At 73.0% G+C, this 19,417-nt stretch carries 18 protein-coding genes; 10 read left to right on the forward strand and 8 right to left on the reverse strand.

From position 1 onward, the window contains the following. Positions 1–52: 52 nt before the first annotated feature. Entirely contained in the window at positions 53–1,051 is a 999-nt protein-coding gene (gene ilvC / locus AB6L24_RS33140; protein WP_405661525.1) for a ketol-acid reductoisomerase, read from the forward strand. Between the two features lie 261 nt (positions 1,052–1,312). After that, positions 1,313–2,917, forward strand: coding sequence for a phosphoglycerate dehydrogenase (gene serA, locus AB6L24_RS33145; protein WP_405661527.1), 1,605 nt, complete (start codon positions 1,313–1,315; stop codon positions 2,915–2,917). Here serA and AB6L24_RS33150 read toward each other — a convergent pair. Then, on the reverse strand, positions 2,914–4,581 hold the full coding sequence (locus AB6L24_RS33150) for an MFS transporter (protein WP_405661529.1): 1,668 nt from the start codon (positions 4,579–4,581) through the stop codon (positions 2,914–2,916). The genes serA and AB6L24_RS33150 overlap by 4 nt on opposite strands. A gap of 83 nt (positions 4,582–4,664) precedes the next feature. Between AB6L24_RS33150 and AB6L24_RS33155 the strand changes: the two genes are divergently transcribed. The 3 genes from AB6L24_RS33155 to AB6L24_RS33165 all read left to right on the forward strand — a co-directional run bounded on the left by AB6L24_RS33155 (position 4,665) and on the right by AB6L24_RS33165 (position 7,236). Beyond that, positions 4,665–5,312 carry a TetR/AcrR family transcriptional regulator gene (locus AB6L24_RS33155; RefSeq protein WP_405661531.1) on the forward strand — a complete coding sequence of 216 codons (648 nt, stop codon included), beginning with the start codon at positions 4,665–4,667 and terminating at the stop codon, positions 5,310–5,312. Positions 5,313–5,386: 74 nt separating this feature from the next. Further along, positions 5,387–6,397: a GlxA family transcriptional regulator gene (locus AB6L24_RS33160; RefSeq protein WP_405661533.1), complete on the forward strand. Its 1,011-nt coding sequence runs from the start codon at positions 5,387–5,389 to the stop codon at positions 6,395–6,397. A gap of 215 nt (positions 6,398–6,612) precedes the next feature. Then, positions 6,613–7,236, forward strand: coding sequence for an isochorismatase family protein (locus AB6L24_RS33165; protein ID WP_405661534.1), 624 nt, complete (start codon positions 6,613–6,615; stop codon positions 7,234–7,236). Positions 7,237–7,251: 15 nt separating this feature from the next. Here AB6L24_RS33165 and AB6L24_RS33170 read toward each other — a convergent pair whose 3' ends face one another. Further along, positions 7,252–8,484 (reverse strand): PucR family transcriptional regulator, encoded by a 1,233-nt coding sequence (locus AB6L24_RS33170; RefSeq protein WP_405661536.1) that lies wholly within the window; start codon positions 8,482–8,484, stop codon positions 7,252–7,254. 270 nt (positions 8,485–8,754) lie between these two features. On the opposite strand from AB6L24_RS33170, the gene AB6L24_RS33175 reads away from it, so the two are divergent. Together AB6L24_RS33175 and pruA are read left to right on the forward strand one after the other, a co-directional pair. After that, the gene (locus AB6L24_RS33175) at positions 8,755–9,681 is read left to right on the forward strand and encodes a proline dehydrogenase family protein (RefSeq protein WP_405661538.1); all 927 of its coding nucleotides are present in this window, start codon (positions 8,755–8,757) and stop codon (positions 9,679–9,681) included. Positions 9,682–9,731: 50 nt separating this feature from the next. Beyond that, positions 9,732–11,363: an L-glutamate gamma-semialdehyde dehydrogenase gene (pruA, locus tag AB6L24_RS33180; protein ID WP_405661540.1), complete on the forward strand. Its 1,632-nt coding sequence runs from the start codon at positions 9,732–9,734 to the stop codon at positions 11,361–11,363. Between the two features lie 122 nt (positions 11,364–11,485). On the opposite strand, the gene AB6L24_RS33185 is transcribed toward pruA, so the two are convergent. From AB6L24_RS33185 to AB6L24_RS33205, 5 genes are all read right to left on the reverse strand, one after another. Continuing rightward, a complete protein-coding gene (locus AB6L24_RS33185) occupies positions 11,486–12,355 on the reverse strand; it encodes an alpha/beta fold hydrolase (RefSeq protein WP_405661541.1) in 870 nt (289 codons plus the stop codon). A gap of 131 nt (positions 12,356–12,486) precedes the next feature. After that, on the reverse strand, positions 12,487–13,218 hold the full coding sequence (locus AB6L24_RS33190) for a nitroreductase family protein (RefSeq protein ID WP_405661544.1): 732 nt from the start codon (positions 13,216–13,218) through the stop codon (positions 12,487–12,489). A gap of 102 nt (positions 13,219–13,320) precedes the next feature. Then, entirely contained in the window at positions 13,321–14,550 is a 1,230-nt protein-coding gene (locus AB6L24_RS33195; protein WP_405661546.1) for a lysophospholipid acyltransferase family protein, read from the reverse strand. Positions 14,551–14,690: 140 nt separating this feature from the next. Beyond that, the gene (locus tag AB6L24_RS33200; protein ID WP_405661549.1) at positions 14,691–15,554 is read right to left on the reverse strand and encodes a phosphatidate cytidylyltransferase; all 864 of its coding nucleotides are present in this window, start codon (positions 15,552–15,554) and stop codon (positions 14,691–14,693) included. Then, positions 15,551–16,234 carry a CDP-alcohol phosphatidyltransferase family protein gene (locus AB6L24_RS33205; protein ID WP_405661552.1) on the reverse strand — a complete coding sequence of 228 codons (684 nt, stop codon included), beginning with the start codon at positions 16,232–16,234 and terminating at the stop codon, positions 15,551–15,553. The genes AB6L24_RS33200 and AB6L24_RS33205 overlap by 4 nt, the downstream gene beginning before the upstream one ends. A gap of 77 nt (positions 16,235–16,311) precedes the next feature. Between AB6L24_RS33205 and AB6L24_RS33210 the strand changes: the two genes are divergently transcribed. After that, positions 16,312–16,881: a GNAT family N-acetyltransferase gene (locus tag AB6L24_RS33210; protein WP_405661555.1), complete on the forward strand. Its 570-nt coding sequence runs from the start codon at positions 16,312–16,314 to the stop codon at positions 16,879–16,881. 28 nt (positions 16,882–16,909) lie between these two features. Here AB6L24_RS33210 and AB6L24_RS33215 read toward each other — a convergent pair whose 3' ends face one another. Continuing rightward, complete coding sequence (locus tag AB6L24_RS33215; RefSeq protein ID WP_405661558.1) at positions 16,910–17,920, reverse strand: NADP-dependent oxidoreductase; 1,011 nt, start codon at positions 17,918–17,920, stop codon at positions 16,910–16,912. A 124-nt stretch (positions 17,921–18,044) separates the two neighbouring features. On the opposite strand from AB6L24_RS33215, the gene AB6L24_RS33220 reads away from it, so the two are divergent. Beyond that, complete coding sequence (locus AB6L24_RS33220; protein WP_405661560.1) at positions 18,045–19,007, forward strand: LysR family transcriptional regulator; 963 nt, start codon at positions 18,045–18,047, stop codon at positions 19,005–19,007. Positions 19,008–19,256: 249 nt separating this feature from the next. Continuing rightward, positions 19,257–19,385, forward strand: a complete 129-nt coding sequence (locus tag AB6L24_RS33225; RefSeq protein WP_087885970.1) for a hypothetical protein — start codon at positions 19,257–19,259, stop codon at positions 19,383–19,385. Positions 19,386–19,417 lie beyond the last annotated feature (32 nt).

Raw genomic sequence — 19,417 nt, forward strand, 5'->3', positions numbered from 1 at the left:
CCCAGCCCGCCGTACGGTGGGACGCAACACCAGCACACATAGGAGATATCCAGTGGCCGAGCTGTTCTACGACGCCGACGCCGACCTGTCCATCATCCAGGGCCGCAAGGTCGCGGTCATCGGTTACGGCAGCCAGGGTCACGCCCACGCCCTCTCGCTGCGCGACTCCGGTGTGGACGTGCGGGTCGGCCTCCACGAGGGCTCCAAGTCCAAGGCGAAGGCCGAGGAGCAGGGCCTGCGCGTGGTCACGCCGGCCGAGGCCTCCAAGGAGGCCGACGTCATCATGGTCCTGGTCCCGGACCCGATCCAGGCCCAGGTCTACGAGGAGTCCATCAAGGACAACCTCAAGGAGGGCGACGCGCTCTTCTTCGGCCACGGCCTGAACATCCGCTTCGGCTTCATCAAGCCCCCGGCGGGCGTGGACGTCGCTATGGTCGCCCCCAAGGGCCCGGGCCACCTGGTGCGCCGCCAGTACGAGGAGGGCCGCGGCGTCCCGTGCATCGCGGCGGTCGAGCAGGACGCCACCGGCAAGGGCTTCGAGCTGGCCCTGTCGTACGCCAAGGGCATCGGCGGCACCCGCGCGGGCGTCATCAAGACGACCTTCACCGAGGAGACCGAGACCGACCTCTTCGGCGAGCAGGCCGTCCTCTGCGGTGGCACGGCCGCGCTGGTCAAGGCCGGTTTCGAGACCCTCGTCGAGGCGGGCTACCAGCCGGAGATCGCCTACTTCGAGTGCCTGCACGAGCTGAAGCTCATCGTCGACCTGATGTACGAGGGCGGCCTGGAGAAGATGCGCTGGTCGGTCTCCGAGACCGCCGAGTGGGGCGACTACGTCACCGGCCCCCGCATCATCACCGACGCCACCAAGGCCGAGATGAAGAAGGTCCTGGCCGAGATCCAGGACGGCACGTTCGCGAAGCAGTGGATGGACGAGTACCACGGCGGTCTGAAGAAGTACAACGAGTACAAGACGCAGGACTCCGAGCACCTCCTGGAGACCACCGGCAAGGAGCTGCGCAAGCTCATGAGCTGGGTCGACGAGGACAAGTAAGCGGATGCGGCGCGGGTGGGGCACCGGGGCTCCGGTGCCCCACCCGCGCCGTCGTCATGGTGGGCCGGATCGTCTTGTCCGTGGTGGCCAGCCACGTCCGGGTGATCCTTCCAGTCAGGCGCAAGCAGGCCCGCCACGCGCCACTACACTGCAAACCACATTCGCGTCAGGCCCACAGCGTCGTGCGTCTTCCACGCGGAGCACCCTCCACCGCCTGCGGCCGTCGGGACGGCCGTCCGCATTGGACCTGTGAGGACTCACGTGAGCACTGCTGCCAACGGCAAACCGGTCGTACTCATCGCCGAAGAGCTGTCGCCCGCCACCGTCGACGCGCTGGGCCCGGACTTCGAGATCCGGCACTGCAACGGCGCGGACCGCGCCGAACTGCTGCCCGCCATCGCCGACGTCGACGCCGTCCTGGTCCGCTCCGCGACCAAGGTCGACGCCGAGGCCATCGCCGCCGCCCCCAAGCTGAAGGTCGTCGCCCGCGCGGGCGTCGGCCTCGACAACGTCGACGTCTCCGCCGCCACCAAGGCGGGCGTCATGGTGGTGAACGCGCCCACCTCGAACATCGTCACCGCCGCCGAGCTGGCCTGCGGTCTGCTCGTCGCCACCGCGCGCAACATCCCGCAGGCCAACACCGCCCTGAAGAACGGCGAGTGGAAGCGCTCCAAGTACACGGGCGTGGAGCTGGCCGAGAAGACGCTCGGCGTCGTCGGCCTCGGCCGGATCGGCGCGCTCGTCGCCCAGCGCATGAGCGCCTTCGGCATGAAGGTCGTCGCCTACGACCCGTACGTGCAGCCCGCGCGCGCCGCCCAGATGGGCGTGAAGGTCCTCTCCCTCGACGAGCTCCTCGAAGTCTCCGACTTCATCACCGTGCACCTGCCGAAGACCCCCGAGACCCTCGGCCTCATCGGCGACGACGCGCTGCACAAGGTCAAGCCGTCCGTGCGCATCGTCAACGCCGCGCGCGGCGGCATCGTCGACGAGGAGGCGCTGTACTCCGCCCTCAAGGAGGGCCGCGTCGCGGGCGCCGGTCTCGACGTGTACGCCAAGGAGCCCTGCACCGACTCCCCGCTCTTCGAGCTCGACCAGGTCGTCTGCACCCCGCACCTCGGCGCCTCCACCGACGAGGCCCAGGAGAAGGCCGGCATCTCCGTCGCCAAGTCCGTGCGGCTCGCCCTCGCGGGCGAGTTGGTGCCCGACGCGGTGAACGTCCAGGGCGGCGTCATCGCCGAGGACGTGCGCCCCGGGCTGCCCCTCGCCGAGAAGCTCGGCCGGATCTTCACCGCCCTCGCGGGCGAGGTCGCCGCGCGGCTCGACGTCGAGGTGTACGGCGAGATCACCCAGCACGACGTGAAGGTGCTCGAACTGTCCGCCCTCAAGGGCGTGTTCGAGGACGTCGTCGACGAGACCGTGTCGTACGTCAACGCGCCCCTCTTCGCCCAGGAGCGCGGTGTCGAGGTGCGCCTCACCACCTCCTCCGAGTCGCCCGACCACCGCAACGTCGTCACCGTGCGCGGCACCCTCGGCGACGGCGAGGAGATCGCCGTGTCCGGCACGCTCGCCGGGCCCAAGAACCACCAGAAGATCGTGGCCGTCGGCGACTACGACGTCGATCTCGCGCTCGCCGACCACATGGTCGTCCTTCGCTACGCCGACCGGCCCGGTGTCGTCGGCACCGTCGGGCGCGTGCTCGGTGAGGCCGGGATCAACATCGCCGGGATGCAGGTCGCTCGGGCCGACGTCGGGGGGGAGGCGCTGGCCGTCCTCACCGTCGACGACACGGTGCCGCAGCCGGTCCTCGCGGAGCTGGCCGAGGAGATCGGGGCGACGTCGGCGCGCTCGGTGAACCTGGCGGACTAGGGTCCTGCGGGGCTTTCCCCAGTCCCGCCCCTTCCCGGAACCGGGGCTCCGCCCCGGACCCCGTTGTCGGCGCTTCGCGCCTCGTCCTCAAACGCCGGACGGGCTGAAAGACCCAGCCCCTCCGGCGTTTGAGCTCCACGCAGCGCCCCCACCGCCACCGCCGCCGCCCCCAGCAGCACCCCCGCCCCCACCAGCGCAGCGACATGCATGCCGCTGGTGAACGCGGCCCGCGCCGCCGAGGTGAGCGCGTCGGACGCCGGCGCCGGCAGCCGCTCGGCGACGGCCAGGGCGCCCCCGAGCGTCTCCCGCGCCTCGCCCGGCGCCCCCGCGGGCATCTCGCCGCGGTACACCGCCGTACCGACCGACCCGAGCAGCGCCATCCCGAGCGCCCCGCCGAACTCCTGCCCGGTCTCCAGGAGCGACGCCGCCGCCCCGGCCTTCTCCGCGGGCGCCGCCCCGAGCGCCAGGTCGGTCAGCTGTGAGCCGACGACGACCGCGCCGCAGGCGAGCACGCCCGCCCCGGCGAGCACCGTCCACAGGGCGTCGGTGCCCGCGAGGAACAGCAGCCCGTACCCGCACGCGGCCACCGCGAAGCCGCCCGCGACCACCTGCGCCCGGTCCACGCCCCGCCGCACCAGCGCCGTCGCGACCGGCGCCGCGCAGCCGATGAGGACCGAGGGGAGCAGCGCCCACAGGGCCGCCTCCAGGGCGCTCTTGCCGAGCACGGACTGCAGGTACTGCGTCGTGTAGTACGCCGAACCCATCATCGCGAACGACGAGATGAGGTTCAGGAGGACGGCAGGTCCGAAGCCGCGCGCCCCGCGGAACAGGGCGGGCGAGATCAGCGGCGACGCGGCCGTGCGCTGGCGGCGTACGAAGAGGACGGCGAAGACCAGGCCGACGGCGAGCGACACGACGTACTCCGTGCGCGGGCCCTCGGAGGGGATCTCCTTGAGGCCGTAGACGACGGGGAGCACCGCCGCCAGGGAGAGGGGCACGCTCAGGAGGTCGAAGCGGCCCGGGTGCGGGTCCCTCGACTCCGGGATGAGGACCGGCGCGAGGACCAGGAGCAGCGCCATCGCGGGCAGGTTCACCAGGAACACCGAGCCCCACCAGAAGAACTCGACGAGCAGCCCGCTGAGCACCGAGCCGAGCGCCACCCCGCCGACCAGTACGCCGGACCAGATCCCGATCGCCCGCGCGCGCTGCCCGGGGTCGCGGAACAGGGTGCGCACCAGGGCGAGCGTGGACGGCATCAGCGTGGCGCCGCCGATGCCGAGGACGGCGCGGGCGGCGATGAGGAGTTCGGGGCTGCTCGCGTACGCGGCGGTCAGCGAGGCCGCGCCGAACGCGGCGGCGCCGCACAGCAGCAGCTTGCGGCGGCCCACGCGGTCGCCCAACGAGCCCATGGTCATGAGCAGTCCGGCGAGCACGAAGGCGTACACGTCGAAGATCCACAGCTGTTGGGTGCCGGTCGGCTCCAGGTCGGCGTTGATCGCGGGGACCGCGAAGTACAGCACCGAGACGTCCATCGAGACGAGCAGCAGCGGCAGCATCAGGACCACCAGGGCCGTCCACTCCCTGCGGCCCGCGCGGGCCGGGACGGGGGTGGAGGTCACCGGGGGCGGCTCGGGGAGCGGCTGCGGGGGCGGGTTCGTAGGCATGGCCCGGACTGTACGGTCGTATAAAACAGTTGTCTAGTACGACTGTATAGGACGGGTGTCTGGATCGTGGGTAGGGTTGGGGCATGGGACACCGTGAGGATCTGCTGGAAGGCGCCAAGCGCTGCCTGCTGGAGAAGGGGTTCGTGCGCACCACGGCGCGCGACGTCGTCAAGGAGTCGGGGACGAATCTCGCGTCGATCGGCTACCACTACGGCTCGAAGGACGCCCTGCTCGCGCAGGCCTACATCGCCCTCATCGAGTCCATCGGCGACGCCTTCGGCCCGGTGGGCGGGGCGGGTGCGGCGCCGGGCGGCTCCCTTGAGCGGTTCCAGGAGGTGTGGGGCAACGTCATCCGTACGTTCCCCGAGGCGCGCGGGGTGTGGCTGCTCAGCCTGGAGTTCGTCACCCACGGCGACCGGCTGCCCGGCGTGCGCGAACTCGTCGCCAAGGCGCAGCGGGAGGGGCGGGCGGGGCTCGCCTCGGTGCTGCTCGACGTCGACGAGGACACGCTGGGCGACGACGTCCTCGACGCCGAGGGACGGCTCTACACGACGCTGCTCAACGGGCTGATGGTGCAGTGGCTCTTCGACCCGGAGTCGGCGACGGACGCGGCGCAGCTGACGGAGGGGCTGCGGCGCGTGATGGGGCGGGCGGGGGCGTCTGGGGTGTCTGGGTCGGATGGGGCCTCTGGGTTGGGCGGGGAGTCTGGGTCGGACGGGGTGGGCGGCTGACGCGGGTCACTCGTGTCCGGATGTGACAGAAGCCCGTCATTGTGGATGTGCGGGGCGCGGGCGACGATAAGTCCATGCCCCGTTCCCGACGCATCGTCATCGCGGTCTTCCCGGACGTCGACCTGCTCGACGTGACCGGCCCGGCCGAGGTGTTCGCGCTGGCCAACCGCGAGACCGGCGGCCGCGCGAGCTACGACGTGCAGCTCGCGGGGCCGACCGGCGGCGCCGTCACGACATCGGCGGGGGTGCGGCTCCTCGCCGACCTGTCCTTCGCCGAGGTCGGCGCGGGCGGCGGGGCGCGCGGGGGCGGCGGTGTCATCGACACGCTGCTCGTGCCCGGCGCCGTCGACATGCTCCCCGAGGGCCCGGTCGCCCGGATCGACCAGGACGTCGTGGCGTGGGTGAAGGAGACCGCGCCCGGCGCCCGGCGGGTCGCGTCGGTGTGCGTCGGCGCGCACGTCCTCGCCGCCGCGGGGCTGCTCGACGGGAAGCGGGTGACCACCCACTGGTCCACCGCCGCCCAACTCGCCGCCGAACACCCGGAGGTGACGGTCGACGCCGACCCGATCTTCGTGCGGTCCGGGCGGGTGTGGACCGGGGCGGGCATCAGCGCCTGCATGGATCTGGCGCTCGCCCTGGTGGCCGAGGACCTGGGTGAGCAGGTCGCCCTCACGGTGGCCCGGCAACTGGTGATGTACCTCAAGCGCCAGGGCGGGCAGAGCCAGTTCTCCGTACCGCTGAGCCGGCCGCCCGCGTCCCGGCGGGACATCGAGGAGCTGCGGACGTACATCGCGGAGCACCTCGACGCCGACCTGTCGGCGGGGGCGCTCGCCGGGCGGATGGCCCTCAGCGAACGGCACTTCGCGCGGGTCTTCCGCCAGGAGACCGGCACTGGACCCGCCGCCTATGTCGAGGCCGTCCGGGTGGAGGCCGCCCGCCGCCTCCTCGAAAGCACCGACGAACCCCTGGAACGGGTCGCCGCCGCCAGCGGGTTCGGCTCCGTGGAGACCCTGCACCGGGCGCTGCGCAAGCAGATCGACACGACCCCCGCGGCCTATCGCCGCCGCTTCCGCACCACGGCCTGATCCGCCGGACCCCGCACCGCGACCTCGTCCGCCGGACCCGCACCACGGCCTGATCCACCGGATTCGGCACCACATTTCACCGACAGACCGACAGACCGACAGACCGACCGACCCCGGGCCCCGGGGCACCGGGCATTCACGCGAGCCGTGCCGCTTCGCCGTGCCCGTGCGCCCGCGCGCCCGCCACGTACCCCACCTCGAAAGGACCCCCCGTCATGACCGCTCCCACGAAGCCCTCCGCCACCCTCCGCCAGGTGATCGGCCTGGAGGCCGAGCTGCCCCGGCTCGGTGACACCACCCTCGTCCTGATCGACTACCAGAACACGTACACCACCGGCGTGATGGAGCTGGAGGGCGCGAGCGAGGCGCTGGCCGCCGGGGCCCGGCTCCTCGCCGCCGCCCGCGCCGCCCGGATTCCCGTGGTCCACATCGTCAACGACGGGGGAGAGGGCACCCCGTACGACATCCGCGCGGAGATCGGCGCGATCTGCGACGAGGTCGCCCCCGTCGACGGGGAGCCCGTCGTGGTCAAGCAGTTCCCCGACTCCTTCCACGAGACCCGGCTCCAGGAGGTCCTCGGTGAGCTGGGCGTCGAGGCGGGCGCGGAGCTTGTGCTCGCCGGGTTCATGACGCACATGTGCGTCACCTTCACCGCCCAGGGCGCCTTCAACCTCGGCTACCGGCCCACCGTCGTCGCCGAGGCCACCGCCACCCGCACCCTCGCCGACACGGACGGCGCAGCCCTGCCCGCGGCGGCCCTGCACACCGCCGCGCTGGCCACGATCGGCGACCTGTTCGGCCGGGTCGCGCCGACGGTGGACGACCTGGTCAAGGCCTGATCGGCCAGGCGTCCGCTACAGGCGTGACGCCTTGAGGATCATGTGGAGGAGGAGCCGGTCCTCGCCCTCGTCGAGGTCCAGCTTCGTGAGCTGCTCCACGCGCGAGAGGCGGTAGTAGAGGGTCTGGCGGTGGATGCCGAGCTCGGCCGCCGCCCGTCCCGCCTGGCCCGCGCGGTCGAGGAACACCTCGGCCGTGCGGGCCAGTTCGCGATGGGCGGGGGAGAGCAGCTCGCGGGCCACCGCGTCCCGCGCCGCCTCCGGAGGCAGCGCCGTGAGCAGCCGGTACGGTCCGATGTCCGACCAGCGCGCGAGCGGCGCGAACCGCGGTTCGGCGAGCGCCGCCCGCGCCGCCGCCGTCGCCTCGCCCCACGCCGCCCCCAGGTCGTCGAGCCCCCGCCGCGCCCCGGCCACCCCGGCCGCCGCGCCCTGCCCCGCCGACTCCGCGAGACGCCCGGCCGCCGACAGGGCGGGCGTCAGGGCGTCCGCCGACCGAAGGCGCACGAGGACCGCGAGCGCCTGGCCGAGGACGCCGGGCGCCGTGGTCCACGGCACCGTGCACAGGGCCGCCGCGCCCGGCACCGTCCGCAGCGCGGGCGCGTCGTCCGGGTCGGCGACCGGGTCCGGGGCGGGGGCGGCGCCCGCCGGTCCGCTGCCGGAGTGCCGTCGGGAGCCGGGGGCGTGCCAGGGCGCCACGCACACCAGGGCGTGCGGCCCGTCCGCGCGCGGGCCGAGCGCCGTGTGCAGCGCCGCCACCGTCATGTCCCGCTGCCAGCCGCGCTCCGCCGTCAGGGCCGCCCGGAACTCCCGGGTGAGGTCGGCGCCCGCCTGGACCTCCTCCGCGAGCAGCGCCCCGATCCGCGCGGCCACCTCCATGGCGGCGGTGAGCTGTGCGTCCGTGGGGCCCGGTTCGTCGTCGAGCAGCCAGACGTAGCCCAGGGCGAACCCCCGATGGCGTACCGGAAGGCAGACGCGGCCGCGGTGCACGCCCGCCTCCGGGGTGGGCGGGATCCGGACCGGGCTCGTGGCGCGGGTGATGCCGAAGCTCTCGAACCACGCGCGGACCTGGGTGGTGGAGCGGCGGGTGAGGATCGAGCGGGTCCTGACCGGGTCGAGGTCGGGGGCGTCGAGGCCGTCGCCGCCGTCGTGCGCGCCGAAGGCGATCAGCTCGAAGTCGCGGTTCTCCAGCGTGGCGGGCGCGCCGAGCAGGGTCGAGATCTCGTCGACCAGTTCCTGGTAGTCGCCCTTCACCCGCCGCCGCCCTTCGCTCGCGCCACTCCGTGGGAAGGCCACCCGCAGGAAGCCCGTGCCGTACGCGTCCCGTCCCGTACGAAGCCCATTCTCACGCAGTCGGGACCGGACCTCATACATATGTCTGAGATCCAGCCCACGGATGCGTGACAGGTGTCGATGGCCCACGGTCGGAGGGATCCATAAGTTTCACGGTGGTTCTCCGTGTCGTACCGGTTTTGTCGCAAAATTGTCGGTACGGCACTCGCTCGTACTCCCGTGGAGGTGCCCGTGCTGGGTCCCGTGATCCTTGCCGCGTCGCGCAGTGACCAGATGCGCCGTTTCGTGTCGGCGGCGCCGGGCACCAAGCAGGTCGTCGACCGGTTCATCGCCGGTGAGACGGTCGACCAGGTGGTCCCGATCGTCGTCGACGCCGCCGACAAGGGCCTCGAGGTCACCCTGGACGTGGTGGGCGAGGACATCACCACCGTGGAGCAGTCCCACGCCGCGCGCGACGCCTACCTGGAGCTGATCGACCGGCTCAAGGACCTCGGCCTCGGCACCAAGGCCGAGATGTCCGTGAAGCTGTCGATGTTCGGCCAGGCGCTGGAGGGCGGCCACGAGCTGGCCCTCGCCAACGTCCGCCCGGTCGTCGAGGCCGCCGCCGCCATCGGCACCACCGTCACCCTCGACGCCGAGGACCACACCACCCTCGACTCGATGTTCGCCATCCACGAGGAGCTGCGGAAGGACTTCCCGCAGACCGGCTGCGTGATCCAGTCGTACCTGTTCCGCACCGAGGACGACGCCCGCCGCCTGGCCGCAGCCGGCAGCCGCGTGCGTGTCGTGAAGGGCGCCTACAAGGAGCCCGCCTCCGTCGCGTACCAGGACAAGGCCGAGATCGACAAGGCGTACGTCCGGATCCTGAAGATCCTCATGGAGGGCTCCGGCTACCCCATGATCGGGTCCCACGACCCGCGGCTCATCGCCATCACCCAGGAGCTCGCGCGCCGCGCCGGGCGCAAACTGGACGAGTACGAATTCCAGATGCTCTACGGCATCCGCAGCGACGAGCACCTGCGGCTCGCCGCCGAAGGCCACCGGATGCGCGTGTACACCGCCTACGGCACCGACTGGTACGGCTACTTCATGCGCCGTCTCGCGGAGAAGCCGGCGAACCTGCTGTTCTTCGCCCGGTCGGTCCTCACCAAGGGCTGAGCCCGCCCCCGGCCGCCAGATTTCCCCCGCACAAAGGAGTTACGGAACTCATGGACGCTGTGACCCAGGTCCCCGCCCCGGTCAACGAGCCGGTCCACGGCTACGCCCCCGGCTCCCCGGAGCGCGCCCGGCTCGAGACCAAGCTCAAGGAGCTGTCCGAGAACCCGATCGAGCTGCCGATGACGATCGGCGGCGTGAAGCGCCTCGGCGGCGGCGAGCCCTTCCAGGTCGTGCAGCCGCACAACCACAAGGCCGTCATCGGCACCGGCCGCGGCGCCACGCAGGCGGACGCCCAGGACGCGATCGACGCGGCCCTGGCCGCCGCTCCGGCGTGGCGCGCGATGTCCTTCGACGACCGCGCCGCGATCATCCTGCGCGCCGCCGAGCTGCTGTCCACCACGTGGCGCGAGACGCTGGCCGCCTCCACCATGCTCGGCCAGTCCAAGACGGCCCAGCAGGCCGAGATCGACACTCCCTGTGAGCTCGTCGACTTCTGGCGCTTCAACGTGAAGTACGCCCGTGACCTGCTCGCCGAGCAGCCCCCGGCGAACTCCACGGGCGTCTGGAACCGCCTGGACCACCGCCCGCTCGAGGGCTTCGTCTACGCGATCACGCCGTTCAACTTCACGGCCATCGCGGGCAACCTCCCCACCGCCCCCGCCCTGATGGGCAACGTGGTCGTGTGGAAGCCGTCCCCGACGCAGACCCACGCCGCCGTCCTGCTCATGCAGCTCCTGGAGGAGGCGGGCCTGCCCAAGGGCGTCATCAACCTCGTCACCGGCGACGGCATCGCGGTCTCCGAGGTCGCCCTGCACCACCGTGACCTCGCGGGTATCCACTTCACCGGCTCGACGGCGACCTTCCAGCACCTGTGGAAGACGGTCGGCGAGAACATCGCGAAGTACCGCACCTACCCGCGTCTGGTCGGCGAGACCGGCGGCAAGGACTTCGTCGTCGCCCACCCGAGCGCCGACCGCGCCGTCCTGAAGACCGCGCTGACCCGCGGCTCCTTCGAGTTCCAGGGCCAGAAGTGCTCCGCGTCCTCGCGCGCGTACGTCCCGGCCTCCATCTGGAACTCGGGCTTCAAGGAGGAGTTCGCGGCCGAGGTCGACGCCATCAAGATGGGTGACGTCACCGACCTGTCGAACTTCATCGGCGCCGTCATCGACGAGCGCTCGTTCGCCAAGAACAAGGCCGCGATCGACCGCGCCAAGGCGGACGACTCCTGCACGATCGTCGCGGGCGGCACCTACGACGACTCCGTCGGCTACTTCGTGCGCCCGACCGTCGTCGAGTGCTCGGACCCGGCCAACGAGGTCTTCACGACCGAGTACTTCGGCCCGTTCCTCGCCGTGCACGTCTACGAGGACGAGAAGTACGACGAGATGCTGGCGCAGATGGAGTCGGTGTCGGACTACGCGCTCACCGGTTCGGTCATCGCGAACGACCGCGCCGCGGCCGCGCACACGATGGAGAAGCTCCGCTACGCGGCGGGCAACTTCTACATCAACGACAAGTCGACCGGCGCCGTCGTCGGCCAGCAGCCGTTCGGCGGCGGCCGCGCCTCCGGCACCAACGACAAGGCCGGCGCTCCGCAGAACCTGCAGCGCTGGACCCTGACCCGCGCCATCAAGGAGACGCTGGTCCCGCCGACCGACTACTCCTACCCGCACATGGGCTGACCCCCCGACCGGCGTCGGGCCCGGCCCGCGGCCCGACGCCACCCCGACCCCCGCCCCCGGCCTGGGCCCCACCCCGGCCGGGGGCGGTGACGTGTCCGGACCACCGCGGCGAGGGGTCCGGACTACCGCACCCGCCGGGCGAGGAAGTCGTCCATCAGGCCCGCGATCTGCTCCGCGTGCGTCTCCAGGGCGAAGTGGCCCGCCGGCAGCAGGTGGATCTCCGCTTCGGGCAGGTCGCGCTGGAAGGCGATCGCCCCGGCGGGCACGAAGATCTCGTCGTGGCCTCCCCACACGGCGAGCACCGGGACCTGGCTCGCGCGGAAGTAGGCGTGGAAGTCCGGGTAGAGGTCGATGTTGCTGCCGTAGTCGCCCATGAGGGCGAGCTGGATTTCGTCCTGGCCGTCCCGTGCCATCAGGGCCACGTCGTGGTCCCAGGCGTCCGGGCTGACCGCGCTCGGGTCCGGGACGCCGTGCGTGTACTGCCACTTGATGCCCTCGGGGGAGCGGATCTCGCGGACGGGCCCGGCCGTCTCCTCGCTCGGCGCCGCGATGTACGCGAACACGGGCGCCCACGCCTCCTTGCCGAGCCCGTCCTCGTAGGCGTTGCCGTTCTGCGTGACGATCGCCGTGACCCGGTCCGGGTGGGCGAGCGCGAGGCGCAGGCCGATCGGGGCGCCGTAGTCCTGCACATAGAGCGCGAACCGGTCCAGGCCGATCTTCTCCGTGAACTCGGCGGTGACCAGGGCGAGTTCGGCGAAGGTGTACGGGAAGTCCGTGGCCGCGGGGGTCGCCGAGCGGCCGAAGCCGATGTGGTCCGGCGCGATGACGCGGTACCGCCCGGCGAGGCTCGGGATGAGGTCGCGGAACATGTGCGAGCTGGTCGGGAAGCCGTGCAGGAGCAGCAGGGCGGGGGCGTCGGCGGGGCCCGCCTCGCGGTAGAAGATCTCGTGGCCGCGGACCTCGACGGACCGGTAGTGCACCTGGGCGCTCATCTCTAACCCCTCATCGCTCTTTCAGTGGTTGCCGATGAGATGATTCGAGCACGCCTCCGGCTAACCAGTCAAGTGTCTTTTGGTGGTTAGCCGGAGGTGGGGGGTGCCGAGGCGGGGGCGGGCCGGTGCGGCTACACCTCCACGAGGACCTGGTCCAGGGACTTCCGCACGAGGTCGGGGACCTGGCAGTCCGGGGCCGGATAGCCGACGGGGAGCACCGCGAACGCCTTCTCGTTCGCCGGGCGGCCGAGCACCTCCGACAGGAACCGCATCGGGCTCGGCGTGTGCACCAGCGCGGCCAGGCCCGACAGGTGCAGGGCCGAGAGCAGCATCCCGACGGCGATGCCGACGGACTCGTCCACGTAGTAGTGCTTGTGTTTCGTGCCGTCCTCGCCGAGCCAGTAGCGCTGCTGGAAGACGACGATCAGCGCGGGCGCGTCCGTGAGGTGCCGCTTCACCTCGTCCGTGCCGAGCGGGCGCAGCGCCGCCAGCCACTCCTCGCCGAGCCGCCCGTCGTAGGAGATGCGCTCCTCGTGCTCGGCGGCCTCGCGGATCCGGCGGCGTATCTCCGGATCCTGTACGAGGACGAAGGTCCACGGCTGCTGGTGCGCGCCCGACGGCGCGGTGGCCGCGCAGGCGATGGCGTCCCGCACGGCCTGCGTCGGCACCGGGTCCGGCGAGAACTGCCGCACCGTGCGGCGCTCCCGCATGCGGTCCCTCAACTCCGCTGCCTGGCTGAGGGATTCGGCCTCCGGCATGCGGGCCGGGCGGTAGGGGACGGAGCGGTAGGGCTGCCCGTGGATGGGGGTCCAGCGCTCTTCGGTGTGTCCGGTCTCCGGCTTGCTCTGTTCGGTATCAGGCATGAGCCGAGTGTGCCGCGCGGGGGCGGGGGCGGACAGGGGGCGGCAGCGGGTTTCGGGGGCGGGGCCGGTGCCCGCGGGTCGGCCCCCGCGGGCAGTCGGCGGTCAGCTCCAGCTCCGTACGATCAGCGTCAGACCGCTCGTGAATCCGGTGCCGAGCAGGGCCAGATACAGGCCGTAGTGCCGGCGCAGGCGGTGCGCGAGGAAACCGAACGCGCCGCACGCGAGGCCCACGGTGAGGGTGCGCGAGCCGCGCGCGAGGGCCGACTGGGCCAGCCAGTCCGGGGCCGGGACGTCGGCCGTGCCCGCTCCGGCCGCGTACACCTTGAAGGGGATGCCGTTCCACGGCTGGTCGCGGACGGCCGCCGCTCCGTGCGCGGTCAGCTCCTTGTGCACCTCCGCGCGCATCCGGTCCGTCGTCAGGGGCTGCGGCACGTGTGCGCCCGACGCGGCGAGTTGGAGGGCGAGTACGCCGCCCGCCAGGGTGCCCGCGAGCGCCGCGAGGGACAGCTTCAAGGCGCGGCGCGGCACCGCCACGCACACGATCGCCAGGAGCAGCTCCGGCATCAGCGGCCAGCTCAGGGCCTCCGCGAACGCCCAGGCGAACGCGAGCGGGAGGGCCCAGCGGGTCGCCAGGACGCGGGCGGCGCGCTTGCGGACGCGGGAGTCCCCGAGGGGTTCGGCGGTCGTACGGCGGTGCAGCTCCGACACCGCCGCGCGGGCCTCCTCCGGGGTCGCCGTCGGCGGGAGCGGGGTGCCGATGCGGACGCGGACCAGGGCCGGGCGCAGGGTGCCGTGCTTCGGCAGGAGGCGGTCCGTGCCCGCGATGCCCACCGGGACCACGGGGACGTCCGCCTCCCTCGCCAGGACCAGGGCGCCCTTGTGGAACGCGCCAAGATCGCCCGCCCGGGCGCGGGTGCCCTCCGGGAACAGGACCACCGCGCGGCCCGCGCGCAGGTCGCCCGTGCGGGCCAGGAGGTCGTCCATGCCGCCGCCCGTGCGGCGTACGGGGAAGCCCGCGGCGAGGCGGGAGCAGACGCGGCTGCGCCAGGGGGAGGCGAACCAGTAGTCCGCCGCGGCGGCGATCCTGGGGGCGTGGGGTGCGTCCAGGGCCGCGAGGAGGGCCGCCGTGTCGGCGTGGGAGGTGTGGTTCGCGACCACCACGCAGCCGCCCTTGGGGAGGTGGCCGTGGCGGGAGATGCCGCCTGTGAGGGTGAGGAGGGTCCACCAGAGCGCTCGGCGGAGGAGCGCTGCGGTGCGCCTCGGGCGCCGGGAGCGGGTGTTCCTCCCGGGTGGGACTGGGTGCCGCCGGTCGCGCTTCGCGCTCGTCCTCAATCGCCGGACGGGCTGGGAACTCGCCGGGCCGTGCTGAGCGAGTGCGGGTCGGACGCGGCGCCGTCGATCGCGCTTCGCGCTCGTCCTCAATCGCCGGACGGGCTTGGTGGTCGTCGCGCCGCGTGCGCGGGTCAGCGTCGTCACAGTGCCACCGCCATTGTCACCAGGAGGGCCAGGAGCAAGGAGTCCACCCGGTCCAGGAGGCCGCCGAAGCCGGGGAGCCAGGTGCCTGCGTCCTTGACGCCCGCCTCGCGTTTCACCATCGACTCCAGGAGGTCGCCGAGGACGCAGCCGGTGAGGACGGCGAGCCAGAGGAGGGGGGTGAAGGCGCCGACCGCGGCCAGGGCGGCGGCGGTCGCGGCGGCCGAGCCGAGGACGCCCGCCCAGGTCTTGTTGGGGGACAGGGCGGAGAGGGGGCGGGCCAGGGGGCCGCGGCGGCCCAGGGCCGTGCCGCCGCACCACGCGCCCACGTCGCCGAACGCCACCGCCACGCCCACCGCCACCGCCGTGTCGCCAAGGAGCACCAGGCCGGTCAGGGACACGGGGATCCACAGCAGGCCGAAGACGGTACGGGCGGCGCGGGTGAAGCCGTGGGCCGCGTCGCCCGAGAACAGCGCGGGCAGCGCGGCGACGAGCAGGAGCGCGCCGAGGACGCGTACGTCCAGGGTGTCCGGCGCGGCCCAGGCCGCCGCCGGGAGCAGCACCGCCGCCGCCCACAGCACCGCGCGCTCGCCGCCCGGCAGGGCCGCCATCCGCGCGTACTCGCCGACCGCGACCGCCCCGAGCCCCGCCGCGAGCACGAACGCGCCCGCCGGGCCCGCCCAGAACGCCCCGAGGAACAGCGGCGCCGCAAGCGCCCACGTCCGCCACCGCCGCCGCAACTCGGCCCGCATCCGCACCCGCGCGGGCAGCGCGGCCACGGCCACACCTCCGGCCCCGAGCACCCCCGCCACGACCGGCACGGCCCGCCCGACCGTCTCCCCGACCAGGACCGCGAGACTCATCGCGCCCTCAACTCCTGCTGTGTCGCGGGGACTTCGGCCTGCTCGGGTGTCCGGGGCCGCCCCGGCTCCTGCGTCCGCCCCAGCTCCCCCCACAGCCGCACGCCCCGCGTCACCGCCGTCACCGCCGAGCCCGCCGCGATCACCGCGAGGACCGGCACCCACCAGCCGGACGCCGCCGCCACGACCGCCAGGGCGCAGCGTTCCGTCTTGCCGACCGGGCCGCCGTTGAGGCGCGGTGCGCCCGCCGCCGCGCCCGCGAGGGACACCCAGGACGGGAGGGTCGCGGCCAGGGCCGCCGTGGCCACCAGCCACAGGGGGGCCACGGTGAGGAAACCGGCGACGACGGCCAAGTCGGCCGCCCTGTCGCCCAGTTCGTTGAGGAGGGAGCCGCGGCGTGTCGTGCGGCCGGTGTCGCGGGCCAGGGCGCCGTCGAGGTTCGCGCACGCCAGGCGGGCCGCGAGCAGGAGGGCCACCGGCAGCGCCGCGAGCGGGGCCGGGAGCCAGGCGAGGGCCGCCCCCGCGCCCGCCGCGCACACCACGCCCGCCGCGGTCAGGGTGTCCGGGGACACCTCGCGGCGGGCCAGCGCGCCGCGTACGCCGGAGAGCTTCCGCGCGTACCACGGCTTCAGCGCGTACAGGCCGGGACCCGGGGACCCCGAGGAGCCAGAGGAAGCGTTCATGCGGGTGACTCTGCCGCCGCCGGGGGCACCGGAAAATCGGGGTGCGTACTCAAATGGGGTCTGAGTACCGTGGGTCCGTGATCAACCAGACCACCCCTCCTTCCTCCCCTCCCTCCGGCGGCACGGTGCTGCGCACCGCCCACACCGCCGACCTCTCCGCCGCCGAACTCCGGGCCGGACGCGCCCTGATGGACCTCGCCTTCGACGGCGACTTCGGCGACGAGGACTGGGCCCACGGGCTCGGCGGCATGCATGTGCTCGTGCACGGTCCGGACGGCACGCTGCTCGCTCACGGCTGTGTCGTCCAGCGGCGCGTCCTGCACAACGGCCGTTCCCTGCGCGTCGGTTACGTCGAGAACGTCGCAGTGCGCCCCGACCGGCAGCGCCAGGGCCTCGGCGGGCAGGTGATGAGCGCCCTGGAGCGGATCGTCGACGGCGGCTACGACCTCGGCGTCCTCTCGCCCTCCGACGAGGGCGAGAAGCTGTACCGCGCGCACGGCTGGGAGACCTGGCCGGGGACCGTCGGCACGCTCGGCCCCGAGGGCCCGGTGTCCATGCCGGACGAGGACCCGCCGATGGTGTGGGGCTCCGACCTCGACCCGGCCCACGAACTGCTCATCGACTGGCGGGACGGGGACGTGTTCTAGGGCCTGTCCGATGGGCCGCGCCGTACGGCTACGCCGGTGTCGCGCGAATGATCATCTTGCCCACGTTCTCGCCGCGCAGCATCCCCAGGAACGCCGTCACGATCTGGTCGAAGCCGTCCACGACCGTCTCGTCGAGGCCGATCCGGCCGCTCTGCAGATGCGGCACCACGAAGTCGTACAACTCGTCCTGCAGGTGACGGTGGTTGCGCACGTGGAAGCCCTCCATGCGCAGGCTCTTCTCCACGATCTCGGTGAGGTTGCGGGGCGCGGACAGCGGCTCCAGGGCGTTGTACTGCGCGACGGTGCCGATCCGCACGATCCGGCCGAACTCCCGCAGCCCCTCGATCGCGGCCTCCAACTGCTCGCCGCCGACGTTGTCGACGTACACGTCCACGCCGTCGGGGGCGGCCTTCGCGAGCAGGTCCACGGCGGGACCCGCGTGGTAGTCGAAGGCGGCGTCGTAGCCGACCTGCTCCGTCAGGTACGCCACCTTCGCGGGCGAGCCCGCGCTGCCGACGATCCGGCCCGCGCCCATGACCCGCGCGAGCCGCCCCGTGGCCGTGCCCACGCCGCCCGCCGCCGCCGAGACGAACAGGTCCTCGCCCTCGCGGAGCTTCGCGATCCGTGTCAGCCCCACGTACGCCGTCAGGCCCGTGCCGCCGAGGATGCTCATGTACGCCGACAGCGGCACCCCGTCGAAGCGCGGAAGCCGCCGGACCTCCTCCGGGGTCACCACCGCGTGGGTGCGCCAGCCCTGCCGGTGGAAGACGATCTCGCCCTCGGCGATCTCCGGCGTCCGGGAGGCGGTCACGCGGCCGATGGTGCGCCCTTCGAGCGGGGCGTTCAGCTCGAACTCGCCGTCCATCATCTCGCGGTGGTAGGGGTCGACGGACCAGTACAGGTTCTCCACCAGGGCGGTGCCCGGCGCGGGCTCCGGCACCGCGGACTCCACGAACGCGAAGTCGTCGGGGGTGGGGAAGCCGTGCGGGCGGGCGATCTGGTGGACGGTGCGGGCGGTGGCGACGGAGATGCTGTTCATGGAGCCGACCGTAAGCGGGGAATGCGGGGGAGCGGCAGAGGGTTCGGTTCATGGAACGCACCGAAGCATGAGCGCTCCTCATGGGAGCCCATGCCACGAACCGGACAGGACCAGGTGAGAACCGGTGGCCGAGCCCGACCTCGCCCCGCACGAGCTGCGGATCCTTGTCGCCGTCGAGCGCGCCCGGAGCTTCTCCGGCGCCGCCCGGGACCTCGGCCTCACCCAGTCGGCGGTGTCGCACTCGGTGCGCGGCACGGAGCACAAGCTCGGCGCGGTCCTCTTCGAGCGCGGCCGCAAGGGCGCGACGCCCACCCCGGCGGGCGAGCGGGCCGTCGCCCACGCGCGCCGCGTGCTGCGGCTCCTGGAGACCCTCGTCGCCGAGACCCGGGGTGCGGCAGGTGCCGCGGACGGCACCGGCGCGCCCGCCCTCACCGGACCCCTCCGCATCGCCGCCTTCCGCAGCGCCGCCCTGCACCTGCTCCCACCCGCCCTCGCGAACCTGCGGGCCCGCCACCCCGGCCTCGAGCCCGAGGTCCGCGTCGTCCGCGAGCTGGGCCGCGGCACCGCGGGCGAGGTCGCCGACGGGCGCGCGGACCTCGGCATCGCGACCATCGGCACCACCTCGCCGATCCCGCAGGGCCTGGTCGGCGGCGTGCTCGTCGAGGAGCCGTACTCCTTCGTGCACCCGGCGGGGCACCCCGACCCGCGCTCCCTGCCGCTGGTGGACTGGGCCGAGAACTGCACCTCGTACACCCGCGACTGGTGGGCGGGCCAGGACTGGATCCCGCGGGCGACCACGCAGACCGAGGACGACGGGGCGGTGCTCGCGATGGTGAGCGCCGGGCACGCCATGGCGATCATGCCCGCCCTGTCCCTGACCGGAGCGCCGCCGACGGTGCGGATCACCGATCTCGGCGCCGACAGGCCGACCCGCTCCGTGGGCTATGTCACCACGCCTGAGCTGGCCGGATCGCTGGCGGTCCGGGCCCTGATCCGGGAGTTGCGGGCGCTGCGGGCCCGACCCGAAGTGGAAGCGGAGTCGCCCGGCCCGGTGAGAGCCGTCTCAGATAGTAGGAAGTCCGAGTAACTGTAGAGACAAGTGGGCGAAGCTGTCTTAGCTTTGTAGGAGCCGAACGTCTCGCTCGATCAAGCGATTGGCGGCTGCGAGCCGGGCCCCGCGCAGGCGAACCCTGCGGCCTGTGCTCCCCGGCCTCTCTGGGGGTCCCCTCACACCCATTAGGTAGTGGGGGATGTCTCGTAACCCCCCTTCTCTCCGCGTACGACCGTGCGTACGCGGATCCGCACTCCCGGATGCGATCTAAGGAGTCGATTTCCCATGGCCGAGACGACCGCCCGCCGAGTCCGCCACGCCGTCCGCCCCAGCGAGTCCGAGCGCAAGAACGCCGCAGCGGCCCTCCAGCGGGCCCTCGACCGCAGGGACAACGGCGGCGAGACGGGGCACTGAGCCCCGCCCGCCCTCGCTGCCCGCAGCCGTCC

Origin of the sequence: Streptomyces sp. RK9 (assembly GCF_045070545.1) — a bacterium.
GTDB classification, from domain to species: Bacteria; Actinomycetota; Actinomycetes; order Streptomycetales; family Streptomycetaceae; genus Streptomyces; species Streptomyces alboflavus.

Excerpts from the sequence above, each read along its gene's own strand:
- AB6L24_RS33150 (WP_405661529.1), bottom strand. The coding sequence starts at position 4,581 with ATGCCTACGAACCCGCCCCCGCAGCCGCTCCCCGAGCCGCCCCCGGTG.
- AB6L24_RS33155 (WP_405661531.1), top strand. The coding sequence starts at position 4,665 with ATGGGACACCGTGAGGATCTGCTGGAAGGCGCCAAGCGCTGCCTGCTG.
- AB6L24_RS33160 (WP_405661533.1), top strand. The coding sequence starts at position 5,387 with ATGCCCCGTTCCCGACGCATCGTCATCGCGGTCTTCCCGGACGTCGAC.
- AB6L24_RS33165 (WP_405661534.1), top strand. The coding sequence starts at position 6,613 with ATGACCGCTCCCACGAAGCCCTCCGCCACCCTCCGCCAGGTGATCGGC.
- pruA (WP_405661540.1), top strand. The coding sequence starts at position 9,732 with ATGGACGCTGTGACCCAGGTCCCCGCCCCGGTCAACGAGCCGGTCCAC.
- AB6L24_RS33185 (WP_405661541.1), bottom strand. The coding sequence starts at position 12,355 with ATGAGCGCCCAGGTGCACTACCGGTCCGTCGAGGTCCGCGGCCACGAG.
- AB6L24_RS33190 (WP_405661544.1), bottom strand. The coding sequence starts at position 13,218 with ATGCCTGATACCGAACAGAGCAAGCCGGAGACCGGACACACCGAAGAG.
- AB6L24_RS33200 (WP_405661549.1), bottom strand. The coding sequence starts at position 15,554 with ATGAGTCTCGCGGTCCTGGTCGGGGAGACGGTCGGGCGGGCCGTGCCG.
- AB6L24_RS33205 (WP_405661552.1), bottom strand. The coding sequence starts at position 16,234 with ATGAACGCTTCCTCTGGCTCCTCGGGGTCCCCGGGTCCCGGCCTGTAC.
- AB6L24_RS33215 (WP_405661558.1), bottom strand. The coding sequence starts at position 17,920 with ATGAACAGCATCTCCGTCGCCACCGCCCGCACCGTCCACCAGATCGCC.
- AB6L24_RS33225 (WP_087885970.1), top strand. The coding sequence starts at position 19,257 with ATGGCCGAGACGACCGCCCGCCGAGTCCGCCACGCCGTCCGCCCCAGC.